The organism is Saccharothrix sp. HUAS TT1, assembly GCF_040744945.1.
GTDB lineage: Bacteria > Actinomycetota > Actinomycetes > Mycobacteriales > Pseudonocardiaceae > Actinosynnema.
Genome location: NZ_CP160453.1, coordinates 5673834 through 5689371 on the forward strand (window position 1 = coordinate 5673834; position 15538 = coordinate 5689371).

At 73.3% G+C, this 15538-nt stretch carries 16 protein-coding genes and 2 pseudogenes; 13 read left to right on the forward strand and 5 right to left on the reverse strand.

Annotated features, from left to right (window positions below; all coding sequences use genetic code 11):
* Positions 1–85 precede the first annotated feature (85 nt).
* The 5 genes from AB0F89_RS25345 to ccsB all read left to right on the forward strand — a co-directional run bounded on the left by AB0F89_RS25345 (position 86) and on the right by ccsB (position 3532).
* Positions 86–898 (forward strand): GntR family transcriptional regulator, encoded by an 813-nt coding sequence (locus AB0F89_RS25345; RefSeq protein WP_367128083.1) that lies wholly within the window; start codon positions 86–88, stop codon positions 896–898.
* A gap of 75 nt (positions 899–973) precedes the next feature.
* Positions 974–1324: a BlaI/MecI/CopY family transcriptional regulator gene (locus AB0F89_RS25350; protein ID WP_367128084.1), complete on the forward strand. Its 351-nt coding sequence runs from the start codon at positions 974–976 to the stop codon at positions 1322–1324.
* The gene (locus AB0F89_RS25355) at positions 1321–2202 is read left to right on the forward strand and encodes a M56 family metallopeptidase (protein ID WP_367128085.1); all 882 of its coding nucleotides are present in this window, start codon (positions 1321–1323) and stop codon (positions 2200–2202) included. Before AB0F89_RS25350 ends, AB0F89_RS25355 begins: the two co-directional genes overlap by 4 nt.
* 96 nt (positions 2203–2298) lie before the next feature.
* The gene (locus AB0F89_RS25360) at positions 2299–2679 is read left to right on the forward strand and encodes a hypothetical protein (RefSeq protein WP_367128086.1); all 381 of its coding nucleotides are present in this window, start codon (positions 2299–2301) and stop codon (positions 2677–2679) included.
* Positions 2672–3532: a c-type cytochrome biogenesis protein CcsB gene (ccsB, locus tag AB0F89_RS25365; RefSeq protein ID WP_367128087.1), complete on the forward strand. Its 861-nt coding sequence runs from the start codon at positions 2672–2674 to the stop codon at positions 3530–3532. The genes AB0F89_RS25360 and ccsB overlap by 8 nt, the downstream gene beginning before the upstream one ends.
* Here the strand turns inward: ccsB and AB0F89_RS25370 are convergent.
* On the reverse strand, positions 3514–4470 hold the full coding sequence (locus tag AB0F89_RS25370) for a GlxA family transcriptional regulator (protein ID WP_367128088.1): 957 nt from the start codon (positions 4468–4470) through the stop codon (positions 3514–3516). The genes ccsB and AB0F89_RS25370 overlap by 19 nt on opposite strands.
* Before the next feature lie 119 nt (positions 4471–4589).
* Here AB0F89_RS25370 and AB0F89_RS25375 point away from each other — a divergent pair, with 119 nt between their 5' ends.
* Entirely contained in the window at positions 4590–6602 is a 2013-nt protein-coding gene (locus tag AB0F89_RS25375; protein WP_367128089.1) for a neutral/alkaline ceramidase, read from the forward strand.
* Here AB0F89_RS25375 and AB0F89_RS25380 read toward each other — a convergent pair.
* A complete protein-coding gene (locus AB0F89_RS25380; RefSeq protein ID WP_367128090.1) occupies positions 6599–7036 on the reverse strand; it encodes a DUF6098 family protein in 438 nt (145 codons plus the stop codon). The two genes, AB0F89_RS25375 and AB0F89_RS25380, sit on opposite strands and share 4 nt — an antisense overlap.
* A gap of 60 nt (positions 7037–7096) precedes the next feature.
* Between AB0F89_RS25380 and AB0F89_RS25385 the strand changes: the two genes are divergently transcribed.
* The 3 genes from AB0F89_RS25385 to AB0F89_RS25395 are packed head-to-tail and all read left to right on the forward strand — an operon-like array spanning position 7097 to position 10673.
* Positions 7097–8605: an FAD-dependent oxidoreductase gene (locus AB0F89_RS25385; RefSeq protein WP_367128091.1), complete on the forward strand. Its 1509-nt coding sequence runs from the start codon at positions 7097–7099 to the stop codon at positions 8603–8605.
* A complete protein-coding gene (locus AB0F89_RS25390) occupies positions 8605–9678 on the forward strand; it encodes a glutamate--cysteine ligase (RefSeq protein WP_367128092.1) in 1074 nt (357 codons plus the stop codon). The genes AB0F89_RS25385 and AB0F89_RS25390 overlap by 1 nt, the downstream gene beginning before the upstream one ends.
* Positions 9675–10673 (forward strand): iron-containing redox enzyme family protein, encoded by a 999-nt coding sequence (locus AB0F89_RS25395; protein ID WP_367128093.1) that lies wholly within the window; start codon positions 9675–9677, stop codon positions 10671–10673. Before AB0F89_RS25390 ends, AB0F89_RS25395 begins: the two co-directional genes overlap by 4 nt.
* Positions 10674–10692: 19 nt before the next feature.
* Here the strand turns inward: AB0F89_RS25395 and AB0F89_RS25400 are convergent, their stop codons facing one another.
* Positions 10693–10884, reverse strand: a complete 192-nt coding sequence (locus AB0F89_RS25400; protein WP_367128094.1) for a CDGSH iron-sulfur domain-containing protein — start codon at positions 10882–10884, stop codon at positions 10693–10695.
* Complete coding sequence (locus AB0F89_RS25405; RefSeq protein WP_367128095.1) at positions 10868–11515, reverse strand: HemK2/MTQ2 family protein methyltransferase; 648 nt, start codon at positions 11513–11515, stop codon at positions 10868–10870. Before AB0F89_RS25405 ends, AB0F89_RS25400 begins: the two co-directional genes overlap by 17 nt.
* Positions 11516–11619: 104 nt before the next feature.
* Here AB0F89_RS25405 and AB0F89_RS25410 point away from each other — a divergent pair, with 104 nt between their 5' ends.
* The 4 genes and pseudogenes from AB0F89_RS25410 to AB0F89_RS25425 all read left to right on the forward strand — a co-directional run.
* Complete coding sequence (locus AB0F89_RS25410; RefSeq protein WP_367128096.1) at positions 11620–12417, forward strand: alpha/beta hydrolase; 798 nt, start codon at positions 11620–11622, stop codon at positions 12415–12417.
* Positions 12418–12483: 66 nt separating this feature from the next.
* Entirely contained in the window at positions 12484–12936 is a 453-nt protein-coding gene (locus AB0F89_RS25415; protein WP_367128097.1) for a hemerythrin domain-containing protein, read from the forward strand.
* 104 nt (positions 12937–13040) lie between these two features.
* A pseudogene (locus AB0F89_RS25420) lies at positions 13041–13499 on the forward strand (DUF6359 domain-containing protein); the annotation flags it as partial.
* Positions 13500–13595: 96 nt separating this feature from the next.
* Positions 13596–14279, forward strand: a pseudogene (locus tag AB0F89_RS25425) (endonuclease I family protein); the annotation flags it as partial.
* A gap of 73 nt (positions 14280–14352) precedes the next feature.
* On the opposite strand, the gene AB0F89_RS25430 reads toward AB0F89_RS25425, so the two are convergent.
* A complete protein-coding gene (locus AB0F89_RS25430) occupies positions 14353–15375 on the reverse strand; it encodes a Gfo/Idh/MocA family protein (RefSeq protein ID WP_367128098.1) in 1023 nt (340 codons plus the stop codon).
* Positions 15376–15538 lie beyond the last annotated feature (163 nt).

Consider the following 15538-nt stretch of genomic DNA (forward strand, 5'->3'; position numbering starts at 1 on the left):
GAGAGCGTTCTCCTGTCGTACTAGACCACACCTGACCACTGGTCTGACATACTGGTCCGCGACCGGCAAGACGAAGTGAGGCGGCATGGCCGAACCGATCCTCAAACGCGAACGGGTGCGCGACTACCTGCTCGAACTGATCGAGACGCACCCGCCGGGCGCGCCGATCCCGGCCGAGCGCGTGCTGTGCCGCCAGCTCGCGGTCTCCCGGCCCACGCTGCGCTCGGCGGTGGAGGAACTGGTCAACACCGGCCTGCTGGTCCGCCAGCACGGGCGGGGCACGTTCGTGGCGCCCGCCAAGATCACCCAGGAGCTGGTGTCCGGCGACCGGGCGATGACCCTGCCCCAGGCGGGCGGCGTCTGGACCAGCCGGGTGCTGGAGCACGCCCGCATCCCGGCGGGGGTGCGGGTCGGCCGCCGGCTGCGCGTGTCGCCGGCCGCCGAGATCACCTACGTCGCCCGGCTGCGCCTGGTCGACGGCGCGCCGATGGCGATCGAGCACCTGCACGTGCCGGTCGCCGTCGCGCCCGACCTCGGCGTCGAGGACATGGAGTCCGGCAACTTCTACGACCGGCTCGCCGACCACGGCGTGCACGTCAGCGACGCGGTGCAGTCCATCGAGCCGACGGTCACCAACGACGCCGAGTCCGAGCTGCTGGGCGTGCCGGTCTTCGCGCCCGCGCTGCTGTTCGAGCGGTTGACCAACGACACCACCGGCCGGCCCGTCGAGTACGTGCACTCGCTGTACCGGGGCGACCGCTACCGGATCGTCTCCCGGCTGTCGCTGGCGCCGTCCGCGCCCTCGCTCGGCGCGCGGACCGGTCACCACCCCGGCATCCCGCCGGGCGACCTGTCCACCGGCCCGGTCCGCTCGGCCACCACGGGCGACGTGCAGTGACCGGCCGCTCCCGGCACGTCGTGAGCGGCCGGCCCCCGGCTCGTACCATCGCCACGTGACGGGTGGAGCGCAGCGGTGAACCGGTTGGGCGAGTTGGAGCGGGCCGCGATGGACGTGCTGTGGGACCGGGGCGAGCCCGTCGCGGTCCGCGAGGTCGTCCGGGCGCTGGCCGACCGGGACCTGGCCTACACGACCGTGATGACGGTGCTGAACCGGTTGGCGAAGAAGGGCTTCGTGCGCCGCGAGGCGGGTGAGGGCCGCGCCTGGCACTACGCGCCGGTGGCCAGCCGCGAGCAGTACGTCGCCGGGCTGATGCTGGAGGCGCTGTCGCTGACCGGCGACCGGGAGACCGCCTTGGCGCACTTCGCGCAGTCGATGAGCGAGCCCGAGGCCGAGGCGTTGAGCCAGGCGCTGGACGAGCGGTGAACGCCGCGCTGCACCTGGCGGCGACGTTGGCGCTGTGCACGGCCGTGGCGGGCCCGCTGGCCCGCGCCCGGTGGGTGTGGCGGGCGCCGCGCACCGGCATCGTGCTGTGGCAGCTGCTCGGGTTGGCGTGGGCGCTCTCGGTCGTCGGGCTCCTGCTCGCCCTCGGCCTCGCGCCCTACGACGCCCCGATCCCGGTGGCCCTGGGCCGGTGGGCGGAGGACGCCGTGCGCGGCGCCGTGACACCGCTGGCGGTGCTGGTCGTGCTCGGCCTGCTGTCGGCGCTGGACCTGGTGATCGGCCTGTTCTGGACGTGGTGGTCGGTGCTGAAGGTGCGGCGGCGGCACCGCGACGTGCTGGCGCTGGTGGCCCGCCGGGACGACGCCGCGCCCGGCGCGCTGGTGCTCGACCACCCGCACGTGGTCGCCTACTGCGTGCCCGGCGCGCGGTCGGCCGTCGTGCTCAGCTCGGGCGCGCTGACGGCCTTGACCCGCGACCAGGTCGACGCCGTGCTGGGGCACGAGCACGCCCACGGGCGCGAGCGGCACGACCTGGTGCTGCTGCCGTTCAGCGCGTTGTGCTCGGTGCTGCCCGGGGTCCGGCTGGTCCGGTCGGTCGCGCGGGCGGTGGCGCTGCTGGTGGAGATGAGGGCGGACGAGAGCGCCAGCCTGCGGCACGGCGCGCAGTCGCTCGCGGGCGCGCTGCGCCGGTTCGGCTCGGTCCGGCCGCCGGAGGGCGCGCTGGGCGCGGCCGACGTCGCGGTCGAGGCGCGGTTGGACCGGCTGGCGGGGTTGCCGCCGCTGCCCGCCGTGCTGCGGTGGTCCGCGCTGGCGGGAGCCTTGGTGCTGCTCGCCACCCCGGTGACGTTCCTGGTGTGCTGACCCCTCCGAACCGGTGTTCCTAGCGCGCTGACCCCTCGAACCGACTACTACAAGCCGTAGTGCTACGTTGCGTAGTAGTCACTTCGGAGGGGTTCGATGATCCAAGTCCTGACGACCGCGTCGACGGCCGTCGCGCTGGCGGCGGCCGCCTGGTCGCTGCTGCTGCTCGTGCTCGGCCGCCCGATCACGTTGCGCACCAAGCCGACCCTCGGCCTGGCCGCCGTCGTCCTGCTGCTGGAGGCGGTGCTGCTGGCGCAGGCCGCGACGGGCGTGGTGGCGGTGCTCGGCGCCGACCGCGGGCTGGACCGCGCCACGTTCGTCGGCTACTTGGTCGGCGCCGCCGTGGTGCTGCCGCTCGGCGCGGTGTGGTCGGTGGCCGAGCGGTCCCGGTGGGGCGCGGGCGTGCTGACCGTGACCTGCCTGGCCGTGCCGGTGATGAACCTGCGGCTCGATCAGCTGTGGGTGGGCCGTGGGTGACCGCCTGGCCACGCCGGCCCTGCTCAGCGACTGGCTGTTCACCAGCGCGTTCGGCGTCTACATGCTCGCCGCCCTGCTGTGCTCGGCCGAGTACGCCCTGACCAGGCACGCGGCGAGCCCGCCCGCGTTCGCGGTGCGGCTGGGCAGGTCCGGTGTGGCGCTGACCGTCCTGGGTGGACTGCTGCACCTGGGATCGCTGGCGCTGCGCGGCATCGCCACCGGCCGGGTGCCGTGGGGCAACATGTACGAGTACCTGTCCGCGGTCGGGCTCATCGCCGTCGCCGCCTGGCTGTACCTGGTGTTCCGGCACGGCATGCGGCGGATGTCGGTGTTCGTGCTGCTGCCGATCGCGCTGCTGCTGTTCCTGGCGGGCAACCGGCTCTACACCGAGGCTGCGCCGCTGGTGCCGTCGCTGCGCTCGTACTGGATCGTCATCCACGTCGCCGCGGCGATCATGGCCAGCGGCGTGTTCCTGCTGTCCGGTGTGGTCAGCGCCCTGCACCTGATCAGCGAGCGGAAACCGGGCCGACGCCTGCCGCCGACCGAGGACCTGGACCGGATCGCCTACCGGACGGGCGCGGTCGGGTTCCTGACGCTGACGTTCGCGATCATCACCGGCGCGGTGTGGGCCGAGCAGGCGTGGGGCCGGTTCTGGGGCTGGGACCCGAAGGAGACGGTCGCCTTCGCCTCGTGGCTCTGCTACGCCGCCTACCTGCACGCCCGCGCGACGGCGGGCTGGCGCGGCCGGCCGTCGGCGTGGATCAACGTCGTCGGGCTGGTGATCGTGCTGTTCAACCTGTTCTTCGTCAACCTCGTCGCGGTCGGCCTGCACTCCTACGCCGGGGTCGACTGAGCGCGGAACGCGGAGCGGTAGGCGTGCGGGCTGGTGCCGACCACGCGCTTGAACCGGTCGCGGAACGCGGTGGGCGAGCCGAAGCCGACGCGCGCGGCGATCCGGTCGACCGGGTGGTCGGTGGCCTCCAGCAGGTGCTGGGCGCGGCGGACGCGGGTGCGGTGCAGCCACCGCACCGGCGTGGTGCCGGTCTGCTCGCGGAAGCGGCGGTTGAGGGTGCGGGTGCTCATGCCCGCGTGCGCGGCGATGTCGCCCAGGCTGAGGTCGTGCGCGCAGTTGTCCTCCACCCAGCGCAGCAAGGGCTCCAGGGTCGAGCCGCGTGGTGTCGGCGGCTGCTCCTGCACGATGAACTGCGCCTGGCCGCCCTCGCGCTCCAGCGGCATGACCGACAGCCGGGCGGCGTCGGCCGCGACCGCGGAGCCGTGGTCGCGGCGGATCAGGTGCAGGCACAGGTCCAGCCCGGCGGCGGCCCCGGCCGACGTGAGCAGCTGCCCGTTGTCCACGTAGAGCACGTCGGGGTCCACGTCGACCTCGGGGTGCCGGGCGGCGAGCGCGGCGGCGCCCGCCCAGTGCGTGGTGGCGCGCAGCCCGTCGAGCAGGCCGGTGGCCGCCAGGACGAAGGCGCCGGTGCAGATCGACGCGAGCCGCGCGCCGCGGGCGGCGGCTCGGCGCAACGCGTCCAGCACGTCGTCCGGGACCGGCGCGGTGACGTCGGCGCAGCCGGGCAGGACCACCGTGTCCGCCCGGGCCAGGGCGTCCAGGCCCCACGGAGGCTGGAGCGTGAACGCGCCCGCGTCGACCGTCGCCCGCGCGCCGCAGACCAGCACGCGGTAGGCGGGCCGGCCGTCGGGCAGCCGGGTGCGGGTGAACACCTCGATGGGCGTGGACAGGTCGAACGGGACGACCCGGTCGAGGGCGAGGACGGCCACCGTGTGCATGCCCGAGACGGTAGAGGCGGCTCCGGGACGGCCGGCCGGGGGCTTGCCGGGGTGGGCGCGATCACCTACCGTCGGGCAAAGGTGAAGAGGTTTCGCGTATCTCGGGTCGGGGAGTGCGGATGCGGGTGTCTCGACGGTCCTTGGCGGCAACGGCGCTGGTCGGCGCCCTGGTGGTGGTCGGTCTGCCGGTGGCGGACGCGGCGCCCCAGCCCTACCTGGTCGGACGGGGGATCTCCGACGTCACCGGGCCCGCGGCCGAGAACGGGATGATGGGGTACTCGGCGTTCGACCAGAAGACCACCGGCATCCACCAGCGCCAGCGCTCCCGGGCGTACGTCGTGGTCGACCAGGCCACCGGCAAGCGGGTCGCGTACGTCAACGCCGACCTGGCGATGATCTTCCGGGCGGTGCAGGAGGGCGTCCTGGCCAAGCTCCAGGCCCGCTACGGCTCGCTCTACACCCGGGAGAACGTGCTGCTCTCCGCCACCCACACGCACGCCGGGCCCGGCGGCTACTCGCACAACCTCGCCTACAACCTCTCGATCCTGGGCATGCAGCCGCAGACGCTGGCCGCGATCACCGACGGCATCACCGAGTCGATCGTGGCGGCGCACGAAGACCTCAAGCCCGGCGAGCTCTCCCTGGGCCGCGGCGAGCTGACCGACGCCAGCGTGAACCGCTCGCGGGTCGCGTTCGAGCGGAACCCGGCCGCCGACAAGGCGCACTTCCCGCAGGCCATCGACCCGGCCATGACCGTGCTGCGGTTCCGGCAGAACGGCGCGGACGTCGGCGCGATCAGCTGGTTCGCCACCCACAACACCTCGATGACGAACGAGAACACCCTGATCAGCCCGGACAACAAGGGCTACGCGTCCTACCAGTGGGAGCACGACGACCGGGGCGTGCGCTACCTGGAGGACCGGCCGGGCTTCGTCGCGGCGTTCCCCAACACCAACGCGGGCGACATGTCGCCGAACCTCAACCTGCGCCCCGGCTCCGGGCCCACCGAGGACGAGGTGGAGAACACCCGGATCATCGGCGAGCGGCAGAACCGCAGGGCGCAGCAGGTGTTCGCCGGACCGCAGTCGCCGGTCACCGGGGGAGTGGACTACCGGATGCGGTTCGTGGACATGGCCGCCGTCGCCGTCGACGGCAGGCACACCACCGACGGTCGGCCCGGGACGACGTGCCCCGGCGTGGTCGGCGCGTCCACGATGGCGGGCAGCGTGGAGGACGGCCCGGCGATCCCCGGTTTCGACGAGGGCATGACCAGCCCGTGGAAGGCGCTGTTCGAGCCCCTGGACGTCGAGGTGCCGCAGTGGCTGCGCGACTGCCAGTACCCGAAGGCGTCGCTGGTGCCGACCGGCCTGGTGCAGGCCACCCCGAACGTGCTGCCGCTGCAGCTCGTCCGGATCGGACCGCTGCACCTGGTCGCCGTGCCCGGCGAGGTGACGATCGTGGCCGGCCTGCGGATCCGCCGCGCGGTGGCCGCCGAGGCGGGCGTGCCGCTGGAGAACGTCCTGGTGCAGGGCTACGCCAACGACTACAGCCAGTACATCACCACCCCGGAGGAGTACGACCTCCAGCAGTACGAAGGTGGCTCGACCCTGTTCGGCCGCAACACCCTGCCCGCCTACCAGCAGGAGTTCGGCGAGCTCGCCGCGTCCCTGCGCGCCGGCACGCCGCTCGCGCCCGGCGCGACGCCGACCAAGCCGCCGTTCACCGACCTCAACCTCCAGACCGGTGTCGTGTTCGACGACAAGGCGCTGTGGCACTCCTTCGGCCAGGTGCTGACCCAACCCGCCGCGACCTACGCCCGCGGCCAGACCGCCACGGCGGTGTTCGTCACCGGCCACCCCAAGAACGACCTGCGCCGCAACGGCACGTTCCTGGAGGTGCAACGCCTGGTCGACGGCGAGTGGACCCGGCACGCCGACGACGGCGACTGGTCGACCCGGTACCGCTGGCAGCGCGACGGGATCGCCAACTCGAACGCCACGATCACCTGGACGATCCCGGCCGACACGCCGGCGGGCAGCTACCGGATCGCGCACCACGGGAACTGGAAGAGCGGTTGGACCGGCGCGATCACCGCGTTCAGCGGCACGACCAGGGCGTTCACCGTCGGCTAGGACTCGCGGTCCAGCGAGCCCCAGCTCGTGGCGGCGTGCTCGTCCACCAGGCGCTCGCACTCCACCAGCGCGTCGTCCGCGATCCACCCGATCGGGTGGCGGCACTGCACCAGGGGCTCGTTGTCCGGGCCGCGGCCCACCTCGACGCCTTCGAGGACCCACGGCCGCGTGCCCGGCCCGCGGTGCTCCTTCAGGTGGCGGTAGTCGTGCAGGCGGCGGGCCACCCAGAGCCGCAGCGGCCGGTCGCCCCACCACGGCTCGACCGCCAGCGAGTTGGCCGACAGGCCGGGCAGCCGCACGCCGCTCAGCCCGTCCCGACTGGACCGCCCGCCGTCCGCCTCCGGCCCCTGTGACCAGCGCACGTACAGCTCGCGGGCGGGTGCGCGGTCCTCGACCAGCGAGACCAGGTCGGTGAGATCGGCGAAGGTGCGCATGGGCCGGGGTTGCCCCGTCGGTGGAGGTTCGAACACGGGTGGCCCGGGTAGAGCTATGACATGACCGAAGCGACCACTACCGCCCGCCACTCGCTGTGGTCCGAGGCGATCCCGCACGGCCGGTTCCCCGCGCTCACCGGTGAGACCACCGTGGACGTGGCGGTCGTCGGGGGCGGCATCACCGGCGCCACCACCGCCCTGCTGCTCAAGCGCGCGGGCCTGCGGGTCGCGCTGGTGGAGGCCGACCGGGTGGGCAGCGGGGTGAGCGGAAACAACACGGCCAAGGTCACCGCGCTGCAGTCCACCGTGTACTCGTCCATCGAGCGCAAGCAGGGCGCCGAGGCGGCGGCCGACTACGCCAACGGCAACGTCGCCGCGGTCGAGCGGGTGGCCTCGCTGGTGTCCGAGCTGGGCATCGACTGCGACCTGCACCGGATGCCCGCCTACACGTTCGCGTTCGACGAGCAGGAACTGGCCACGGTCGAGCAGGAGGCCACCGCCGCCGCGCGCGCCGGGCTGCCGGTGTCCCGCGACCGCGGCGAGCTGATGGGCGTGCCGTTCCCGGTGGCGGGCGCGGTGCGGCTGGACGACCAGCTGCGGATCCACCCGGTGAAGTACGTGCGCGGCCTGGCCGAGGCCGTGGACGGCGACGGGTGCCGGGTCTACGAGGCCAGCCGGGTGCTGCGCATCGAGGACGGCGGCCCGAGCCGCGTCCACACCGAGCAGGGGACCGTCGTCGCCGAGCGCGTGGTGATCGCCACGCACTACCCGATCCTGGACCGCGGCCTGTACTTCGCCCGGCTGGAGCCGATGCGCTCCTACTGCATCGCGGTGCGGCTGGCCTCGGGCACGCCGCCGACCGGGTTGGCGATCAGCGCGGGCAGCCCCTCGTGGTCGCTGTCGCGCGCCGGCGAGCTGCTGATCGTGTGCGGGCAGGGCCACCAGACCGGCTCGTCGGTCGGCGAGCCGTACGACGAGCTGACCAAGTTCGCGGCCGAGCACTGGGACGTCGCCGAGGTGACCCACCGCTGGTCCGCTCAGGACCCGACGTCCTACGACAACCTGCCCATGATCGGCCCGTACACGCCCGGCTCGACCACGCTGTACGGCGCGACCGGGTACATGAAGTGGGGCCTGAGCAACGGCACCATGGCCGCCGAGCTGCTGACCGACCTGATCGTGGGCCGGGAGAACCCGCTGACCGACCGGTTCAGCCCGCACCGGCTGACCCTGGGCGCGACGCCGAAGCTGGCGAAGATGAACGCGAAGGTGGCCGCGGACCTGGTCGGCGACCGGCTGAAGTCGGCCGAGGTCGACTCGGTGGCCGACGTGCCGGTCGGCGAGGCGCGGGTGGTGCGGGACGGCACGGGCAAGGCGGGTGTGTACCGCGACGAGGCGGGCGGCGTGCACGGCGTGTCGTTGCGCTGCACGCACCTGGGCTGCCTGGTGCGGTTCAACTCGGCCGAGCGCAGCTGGGACTGCCCGTGCCACGGTTCGCGGTTCGACGTGGACGGCGCCGTGCTGGAGGGCCCGGCGACCAAGCCGCTACCCCGCCGCGACCCCGCTTGATGACCATCGGGGTGGAGGAGGAGTTCCTGCTCGTCGACCCGGCGACCCGTCGCCCGGCGTCACGAGCGGCCGAGGTGCTGGCGCGCGTCACCGACCTGCCGCCGGGCGCGCGGGCGCAACGTGAGCTCAGCGCGGCCCAGGTGGAGTTCTCCAGCGGCGTCTGCGCCGACCTGGCCGAGCTGCGCGAGCACCTGGTGGCCGGGCGGCGCGCGTTGGCCGACGCCGCCCGCGCCGAAGGGCTGTGGCTGGTCGCGACCGGGATGCCGCCGCTGGCCGACCGGCGACCGCGGTCGAGCGCGGGGGAGCGGTTCGAGCGGGTGGACGAGCTGTACCGGGCCCAGGTGACGGGCTACCAGTGCTGCGGCTGCCACGTGCACGTCGGCGTTCCCGACCCGGAGACGGCCGTGCGCGTGGTGAACCACCTGCGGCCGTGGCTCCCGACGCTGCTCGCGCTCGGCGCGAACTCGCCCTTCGACGGCGACGCCGACACCGGGTACGCGAGCTGGCGGCTGATGCGCCAGGCGGCGTTCCCGGGCTCGGGCGTGCCACCGCTGTCCCGCACTGCCGCCGAGCACGACGCGCGGGTGCGCCGGTTGGTGGACAGCGGTGTCCTGGTGGACGCGAACCAGACGTTCTGGCTGGCCAGGCCGTCGCCCAGGTACCCGACGGTCGAGGTGAGGGTGGCCGACGCCGCGGCGACGGTGGACGACGCCCTCCTCCAGGCCGCCCTCACCAGGGCGCTGGTCGACACCGCGGTCACGGCCGGGGCGCCTCCCGAGCCGGACGAGCAGGTGCTGGCCGCGGCGGTGTGGTCGGCGGCCCGCCACGGGCTGTCGGGGCCGGGCGTCGACCCGGCCACCGGGCGGCAGGTCCCCGCGATGGACCTGGTGGGCGCGTTGCTGGAGCACGTGTCCGACGCCCTGGGCGACGACCGCGACCTCGTCGGGCGGCTGGTCGGCGACGTGCTGCGACGGGGGACCGGCGCGGACCGGCAGCTGAGGGCGGGATCACCGGGAGCCGCCGTCGACCTGCTCGCGTGCACCCCGTCCGAAGCGGGTAGTCCCCTGTCATGACCACTGTGGACCCCGCCGTCGACCGGGCCGTGCTGCCCGCACCGCGCGGCCCCCTGTCCGCCGCCGTCCTGGACGCCCTGCGCGGCGCGCCACCCGCGGTCGGCCTGCCCGCGCGCGTCGACGCCGAGCCGTACGGCGAAGACCTCCAACTGGCCCTGCACGTCTGCTACGAGCTGCACTACCAGGGCTTCGCGGGCGTGTCGGACGAGTGGGAGTGGGACCCCGAGCTGCTGCGGTTCCGCGCCGCGCTGGAGCGGGTGTTCCTGGACGCGCTGCGGGCCGACGTGCCCGGCGGCGCGGACGTCGAGGGCGTGCTGGACGAGCTGCTGGTCGAGCCGGTCGACGGCGTCGGGGTCAGCCACTTCCTCAAGGACGAGGGGGAGTGGTGGCAGATGCGCGAGTACCTGGTGCTGCGCTCGATCTACCACCTCAAGGAGGCCGACCCGCACGCCTGGGTGATCCCACGCCTGCGCGGCACGGCGAAAGCCGCCCTGGTGGCGGTGGAGTTCGACGAGTTCGGCGGCGGGCGCGGCGACCGGATGCACTCGCAGCTGTTCGCGAACCTGCTCGACGGCGCCGAGCTGGACCACGGCTACCTGCACTACCTGGAGCACGCGCCCGCGGTGGCGCTGGCGACGGTGAACCTGATGTCGCTGTGCGGGCTGCACCGGTCCCTGCGCGGCTCCCTGGTCGGGCACTTCGCCGCGGCCGAGATCACCACCGCGCCCAGCGCCACCCGGATGGCGAAGGCGTTGCAGGGTATGGGGGCGCACCCGGACTGCGTCGAGTTCTTCACCGAGCACATCGAGGCGGACGCGGTGCACGAGCAGGTGATGCGCCGGGACGTGATCGGCGACCTGCTGGACCGGGAGCCGGAGCTGGCGGAATCCGTGGTGTTCGGCGTGCAGGCCACCGAACTGCTGGAGCAGCGGCTCGGCGAGCACCTGCTGGGCGCGTGGCGGAAGGGGCAGACGGCGTTGCGCCTGCCCCTCTAGCGAACCCCTCGGTCGACCGTCAGCGTCGTTTGCGGTGGCTCGTGTCGCACAGCGGGAACCGCTTGCTGCGGCGGCACGCGCACACCGCGACGACGAACCGGTCCGAGCGCACCACGGCGCCGTCGTCCAGCCGCACCTCGACCGGCCCCTCCACCAGGACGGGGCCGCCGGGCACGACGGTCACCACACGGGTCTCACGCGGCGTCGGCACGGACCACCACCAGTTCCTCGTGGCGCTGGCCGCGCTCGATGAAACCCCGTCGGGCCAACCAGTCCGCCCGCCCGCTCATCACCGGGCCGAACGCCACCGTGCGGCGGGCCACCACCGACGCCTTCAACCCGCCACCGCGCAACTGCCGCAGGGTGACGTCCGGGTCGCACAGCGACGAGTGCACGATCAGCCCCATCCCCTTGTCCGCCAACAACAGCGGCAGCACGGCGCACAGCCGGTCCAGCACGCACCGGCCGTCCGGACCGGCGTCCCACGCTCGCGCGGGTCCGCGGTCCGGCACCGCGACGCTCGGCACGTACGGCGGGTTGGCCGTGACGACGTCGAACCGGTCCTGGCCGACCAGGTCGCCGAAGTCGCCCTGCCGCACGCGCACGGAGAGCCCGCGCAGGCGCGCGTTGACCCGCGCGGCCACGAGGGCGCGTCGGCTCAGGTCGACCGCGGTGACCTCCCTCGCGCCGGCCAGCCCGGCGGCGACCGCCAGGGCTCCGGTGCCGGTGCACACGTCGAGCACGCGCCCGCCGCGCGGCATCCCCGCGTGCGTCAACGCCTCGGCCATCAGCCACGTGTCCTCTTGGGGCCGGTAGACGCCCGGCGGCCTCAACAACCACATAGGACGGTGGTTCCCGGACGTGCGGCCGGCAAACGGGTCCGGGCCGACAGGTATGGACCGCCGCCCACCGGGGAATCCCTGCGGTCCGGACGCAGGGAGGTCGGATGGACGCGGTCGAGGGGACCCGTGCGGTGGCCGGGGAGCAGGTGCTGGTGGCGATGCTCGGCATCCCCCGCCTGCTGTCCCACCCGGCGTGGCGTGCCACCGATCCGCACGAGGGCCGTGGGCTGGGTGTGCTGCTGGTGCCGGGCTTCGGCTTCGGCGACCGGAGCCTGCACCTGACCAGGACGTGGTTGCGCAAGCGCGGCTACGTGCCGATCGGGGCGCGCATCGGGCTGAACGTGGGCTGCACGACCAGCCTGGTCGACCGCCTGGAGCGCAGGCTGGAAGCGCACGTCGAGGCGACCGGCGGCCCGGTGGTGCTGCTCGGGCAGAGCCGGGGCGGTGGCCTGGCCAGGCTGTTGTCGGTGCGCAGGCCGGAACTGGTGCGCGGCCTGGTGATGCTCGCCAGCCCGGTGCTGGACCAGCTGGGCGCGCACCCCAGCGTGGTCAGGGTGGCGCGGACGTTGGCGCGGCTGTCCGCCGCCGGCATCCCGGGCCTGCTCGACCAGGACTGCTTCGCCGGCTCGTGCTACGACGCGAACTCCACGGCGATGGGGCAGCCGTTGGAGGTGCCCGCCATCGCGGTGTACTCGCGCAACGACCACATCGCGCCGTGGGAGCTGTGCGCCGACCCGTGCGCCGACTGCGTCGAGGTGAGCAGCACGCACACCGGCATGGCCCTGGACCCCGAGGTGTACCGGCAGCTGGCGCCGCGCCTGGCCGCCTGGGCGCGGGGCGCCGACGCCTCGGCCGGTGGTGGGAGGATCGGCGAACGGGTGCGGGAGACGGCCGGTCGGTGATCCCCGCGCCCTCGACCGCGGTCGCGGTCCGGGGGAGGGGAGCGGGTCATCGAACCGTCGTCGCGCTTGGAGGCGTTCGGCAACCAGTTGGTGCAGGCGCACATCGCGCTGCGCGAGCGGATCGAGGCGTTGCGGGACGGCCTGTCCGCCGGTGTCGGCGTCGCCGACCTGCGCGTGCACTGCCTGTCGTTCTGCGCCGCCCTGGAGCGGCACCACACCGCCGAGGACGAGGGTGCGTTCCCGGTGCTGGCCCGCGAGCACCCGGAGCTGCGGCCGGTGCTGGACGAGCTGGGTCGTGATCACCGGATCGTGTCGGACGCGCTGCGGTCGCTGGCGGCGCTGGGCGACGTCGAACCGGTGGTGCTGCGCCGGGAGCTGGACAGCGTCGCGGCGTTGGTGGAAACCCACTTCACGTACGAGGAGCGCAAGATCGCGGGCCTGCTCTCGGCGTTGACCGGGCGGGTGGGGGAGGCCGACGCGGAGCTGCTGAAGCGCGCCACCGCCGTGCCCGAACCGTGAGTGGACCAGTGGTCCATACTCTCTATAACTTCAGTGTTGACTAAAAGTAGCTTTCGAGTCCGCCCGAGTGTTCGATGATCATTCACCCTGACGAGTGATCTTTCATGGGATCCTGCCTGCGTGCGGCCACCCTGCGCCGCCGCACCCGGGAGGAGACACCCATCGTGCGAACACGTCCCCTGCTGAACCCCCTCGCCGTCCTCGTAGCCGTCATCGCGGTCGCGGCGGCCCTGCTGGTACCGACCGCCGCCTCCGGCGCCACGCCGATCACCGTCGCCCAGGCCCTCGGGCAGCAGGGCGGCGGAGCGGCCACCGTCCGCGGTTACGTGGTCGGCCAACCCACCGCCACGACCACCGTCGTGCGGTCGGGCTTCCCGTCCGACTACGCGCTGGCCCTGGCCGACTCGCCCGGTCAGACGAGCACCGGCCAGATGCTGTACGTGCAGGTCACGTCGGCGTTCCGGGCCCAGTGGGGCCTGCGGAGCAACCCCGGGCTGCTGGGTGCGCGGATCGACGTCACCGGTCCGCTGAACGCCTACTTCTCGCACCCCGGCCTGACGTCGCCGACCGCGTTCGCCAACGCCGGGACCTCCCCCACCACCTCGACGGTCACCCCGACCTCGGTGACCCCGACCGGGACGCCCGGTGGCGACTACGACGACACCTACTACCGCAACGCGCTCGGCAAGAGCGGGGCGTCGTTGAAGACGGCGTTGAACGGGATCATCCGGAACAACTCGAAGCTGTCCTACGACCAGGTGTGGGAGGCGTTGAAGGTCACCGACCAGGACCCGGCCAACAGCGCCAACGTGATCCTGCTGTACACCGGTCGCTCGCAGAGCAAGTCGACCAACGGCGGCAACGCCGACGACTGGAACAGGGAGCACGTCTGGGCCAAGTCGCACGGCGACTTCGGCACCGCGACGGGGCCGGGCACCGACGTCCACCACCTGCGGCCGACCGACGTGTCGGTGAACGCGGAGCGGGGGAACAAGGACTTCGACAGGGGTGGTTCGCCGGTCGGCGAGGCGCCGGGCAACTACACCGACGCGGACTCGTGGGAGCCGCGCAACGCGGTGAAGGGCGATGTCGCGCGGATGTTGTTCTACATGGCGGTGCGGTACGAGGGTGGTGACGGCTACCCGGACCTGGAGCTGAACGACAGGGTCGGCAACGGCACGGCGCCGTACCACGGCCGGTTGTCGGTGTTGCTGCAGTGGAACGCGCAGGACCCGCCGGACGCGTTCGAGAAGCGGCGCAACCAGGTCATCTACGACTCGTACCAGCGCAACCGCAACCCGTTCGTCGACCACCCGGAGTGGGCGGCGTCGATCTGGGGTTAGTGCTCGTCCGACGGGACGCCCGTCCTCGGTCCCGCGCGGGTCCGGGGGCGGGCGTCCCGCCGTTCGTCCTGGGTCAGCGGACGTGGGCGGCGAGTGGGCCGGGGGTGGTTTCGCCGCGGGCGGCGGGGATGACGGGTTCGGCGCAGACGTTCTTGGCGACGGACAGCAGTTGGACGACGTCGGTGGCGAAGGTGAAGCCGCGGGCGTGCTGGTCGCCGTCGGCGTGGAAGAGGCGGTAGGCGCGGATGACCCACGCGGTGAGGGAGTCGTCGTGCAGGACTTCGTGCTTCCGGCGGCCGTTGGCGGTGATGGTGAGCTGGGCGTGGTCGTCGTCCTCGCCGACGGCGTAGTGGCCGACGGCGCGGCCCTTGCCGAACTCGACGGTGACGCGGCGTTCGCGCACGGGTGAGGTGAGGTCGGAGGTGAGCTCGGTGCGGATGCCGTTGTTGTGCCGCAGGCCGATGCGCGCGCCGCCCATGCGGGGGACGACGACGTCGCCGACGGCGAGGTCGTAGCCGGCGGCGTGGGTGACGCGGGCGCTGCCGGCGAGGCGCAGGGCGAGGCCGACGCCGTGGGGGAGTTCGACGTCGAAGGCGGTCTGTCGGCCGGGTCCGGCGAGGGAGCGGCGGAAGCGGGGTCGGTTCTGGGCGATGGTGATGGACTTGGGTTCGCCGAGGGCGCCGCCGCGGAGGAGTTCGGTGAGGCGGGCGGTGAGGGTGCTGGTGAGCCAGGGTTCGACGACGGCGATGCGCAGGCCGTGCTTGCGGCGCAGGCGGATGAGGCGGGCGAGGTCGTCGGCGTCGGCGGCGAGGGGTTTGTCGACGATGATGTTGCGGAAGCCGCGTTCGGCGAGTTCGGTCAACACCTCGGCGCGGGTGGCGGGCGGGGTGCAGAGGTGGGTGACCGTGTCGCCGGGGTCGAGGAGGGTGGCGGCTTCGGCGAGGCTGCCGGTCATCGCCAGGCCCGGTCTTTCGGTGGCGGGTCGTCGCGGGTCGCACGCCACGACCGGTCGGTCGTCGAACAGTTGCCGGACCGAGGTCCGCGCCCTGGCCAGCACCGGGAGGTGCTGTTCGGCGCCGGTTCGGCCCAGTCCCACGACGAGTGTGCGCACTGGTGAGCCCCGTCTTGTCGTCCGGTCTCGGAGGCATCGGGAATCGGCGATGTCCGTTCACAAATGATGCTCCGACGTTGTCCCAGTCGGGTGGTGCTGTCAACCGGCGGCCGGTGAGTTGACCAGGAAGAGTGAATTGATGGGCGTG